The sequence below is a fragment of the uncultured Virgibacillus sp. genome, from assembly GCF_947495635.1.
Taxonomy (GTDB): Bacteria; Bacillota; Bacilli; order Bacillales; family Amphibacillaceae; genus Virgibacillus; species Virgibacillus salarius.
In genome coordinates this window covers 1-3,167 of sequence record NZ_CANMAB010000180.1, presented here as the reverse complement: position 1 = coordinate 3,167, position 3,167 = coordinate 1, and the positions used below count along the sequence as shown (strand labels likewise).

The window sequence follows — 3,167 nt, the reverse complement described above, 5'->3', positions numbered from 1 at the left end:
AATATACATCAACCATTTCAAAATAACTACTTGGCTTAACGCAGTCATTGCACTGATTTTATACTTTCTTAACTTATTAAAAAAGCTAGTAGAGGTGCAGAGCGCTCCTCTACTAGCCTAGACTAGTGAAGTAATCTTAGCAGTATTGACGTTTTCTAGTAAAAACTATTTTATTAGCGCATTTGTACACGATGCAAGTGAGCAAAAATACCATCTCGCTTAAGTAAATCTTCATGACTCCCCTCTTCTTCAATGCCCTCCTTTGTTACCACCATTATCCGATCTGCATTTTTGATTGTAGCAAGACGATGGGCAATCACGAGCGTTGTACGATTCTTGGAAAGCTCTGTTAGAGCCTTTTGAATAATTGTTTCGGTCTCGGTATCGAGCGCTGAGGTTGCTTCGTCTAAAATAAGAATTGGTGGATTCTTTAAGAACATACGCGCAATAGCAATCCGTTGCTTTTGTCCCCCCGACAGCTTCAATCCACGCTCACCAACCTGCGTTTCATATCCATCTGGAAGCTCCTTAATAAATTCTTCCATATGAGCACGACGTGCGGCTAGCTCAATTTCCTCATCCGTCGCATCTAATTTTCCATAAGCTATATTCTCACGCAACGTACCAGTAAACAGAAATACATCCTGTTGTACAATACCTATTTGCTGGCGAAGTGATTCTTTCGTCATATCGCGAATATCCATGCCATCAATTGTCACGCTCCCGCCGTCCACATCATAAAAACGTGGAATTAGCGAGCAAATGGTTGTCTTACCTGCTCCCGATGGTCCGACAAAGGCAATCGTCTCTCCTGCATTAATTCCAAAGCTAAGCTTATCTAATACAGGTTTTTGTGTTTTTTCGTAAGCAAACGTAACATGTTCAAATGAGATATTTCCCTTTAGATGATCTACTACTGTTGCATCGTCTTTATTTTGCACATCTGGTTCAATTTCTAATAGATCAACAAATCGTTTAAATCCTGCCATTCCTTTAGGGTATAACTCCAGCAGAGCAGTTATTTTTTGAATCGGTGTAAATAATACATTTACAAATAATACAAAGCTTACCAATTCACCAATAAGTAGCTCCTCCTGATAAGTGAGCCATGCCCCTACTACTAATACAACCAGCGTTATTAGGCGCATAAGCATATAGATATTTGAATGTACAATTGCCATTACTTTATAAGCACCAACTTTTGCTTTACGGAAGCTATAATTGTCCTTAGTAAAGCGATCCATCTCATGTGTTTCATTCGTGAATGACTGGACAACCCGAACTCCAGACACTGCGTCCTCCACTCTTGCGTTAACACCGGCAATATCCTCATACATTTTCTTCCAAGCTTTATTCATTTTTATATTGCTATAAGCAATAAGGAAAATTAAAATAGGCACGGCGAAAAGAATAACAATTGCTAGTTTAACATTAATCGTAAACATAATAATGAATGCTCCGATAAACGTCATAATGGATATAAAGAAATCCTCTGGACCATGGTGAGCAAGCTCACCAATATCAAACAAATCATTGGTGATACGACTCATGATATGACCTGTTTTCGTATTATCAAAGAAACGAAACGATTGTCGTTGAACATGATGAAACAACTCTTGACGCATATCTGTCTCAATATTTATTCCTAATTTATGTCCTAAATACGTTACGACATATTGTAAAGCAGTACTGATCAGATAAACCAATAACAATAAAATACTTACCAGCACAATGATATCCCAATCATTTTCAGGTAGTAATTTATCAATAAAGCTTTGCACAGCAACTGGGAAGGCAAGCTCCAGAATAGCAACAATTACTGCAGAGGTAAAATCTATGATAAATAAACGCTTATGTGGCTTATAATAGGAGAAAAAACGGCGTATCATTTCCAAGTACACTTCCTTTCTGCATTCTAAAAGAAATTATAAGGCTAATGATGGGGCTTGGCAAGATAGCCAACCTAAGATTTTAAAAAGCTTGGCAAGGTTGTCTACCTCTCTGCATATATATAAAGGGAAGCTTCCATCGGTTGCGTTCTCCTACATGCCTCACTGGTGGTTAGCCTAGTTCTATTGACCCTAAGACTTCTGCTATGCTTCGATCCATCGATAGTGCAAAGCCACAAAAATATGTTTTTCTGTTCACACCGTTTGGACATTTGCGGATAGTGAAACGTCTAGTTACACTATGCGATTTCTGCGAAAACTTATGGTGGATCCCTACTGCCTATTCATGCAGGTTTAAACGAACAACAAAAAAGGGAGGTATTTTGTGAAAGGTACATTGAAGTTGCCATTATATCAATGGGTATGCTATTCGATTGGTTTTGTATTTATAACTTCTGGGATGATGAAGTTAATCGTGCATGATTTCAAAGGGATATTTACACAGTTAGGAATACCCTTTCCAGAAACAACACTTTTCCTAATTGCTCTCGTTGAAATTGTTTGTGGAATACTTATTGCTGGTAAAATGTATGTAAAAATCGCTGTCCCTCCATTGATTCTTATCATGTTTGGAGCAATCTATCTAACCAAATTACCAATACTATTAAATCAAAATCTACTTGCTTTCTTATTCGAAGCACGTCTTGATATTGTCATGTTCATTTTATTGCTAACAATTTGGGATAGAAATAAGTAAACTCCAATCCGTGGGGGTTTTGTTTATCCCCATGGATGATTAGATCAGTCGGACATTTACTGGCAGTCGATTCCACACTTACTAATTTTGGGTTCACGTTATTGCTCGAGGTGGGGGCTTACTGCCAGTTCATGTTCAACTGTTGATAAATAGTGTATAACTTGGCAGTTTCCTGTTGAAAAACGGTGATTACCCACAAAGTTATCCACATATGCACAAATGTTCGCAGTTATTTTGTGATCAAATTGTTTATCTATACCATATATTGATTTTTGTTCATTTTTTTATCAACAAAATGTGCATAACTTTTATTTTCTGTGGATATTTAAATTTATTCGATATTATAAAGCTTTCTTCTCCTTATAAAATACAGCTTCCTTTTCGAAAGTATGTTGGCTAACAACCCAAAAAACTGAGCAATATTCGCTCAGTCCTTATCACTACATGCTCAGATTTACGCTTCCTCTAGTAGCTATTATGGAATAATAGCTATTGCTTGACCACCACTCCGGCTGCCCACT

The 3,167-nt window shown here is 37.4% G+C and carries 2 protein-coding genes; one reads left to right on the top strand and one right to left on the bottom strand.

Annotated features, from left to right (window positions below; all coding sequences use genetic code 11):
- Positions 1 to 173: 173 nt before the first annotated feature.
- Positions 174 to 1,889 carry an ABC transporter ATP-binding protein gene (locus Q1A47_RS20250; protein WP_166530715.1) on the bottom strand — a complete coding sequence of 572 codons (1,716 nt, stop codon included), beginning with the start codon at positions 1,887 to 1,889 and terminating at the stop codon, positions 174 to 176.
- A gap of 385 nt (positions 1,890 to 2,274) precedes the next feature.
- On the opposite strand from Q1A47_RS20250, the gene Q1A47_RS20245 reads away from it, so the two are divergent.
- Positions 2,275 to 2,646 carry a DoxX family protein gene (locus tag Q1A47_RS20245; RefSeq protein WP_240455807.1) on the top strand — a complete coding sequence of 124 codons (372 nt, stop codon included), beginning with the start codon at positions 2,275 to 2,277 and terminating at the stop codon, positions 2,644 to 2,646.
- Positions 2,647 to 3,167: the final 521 nt, after the last annotated feature.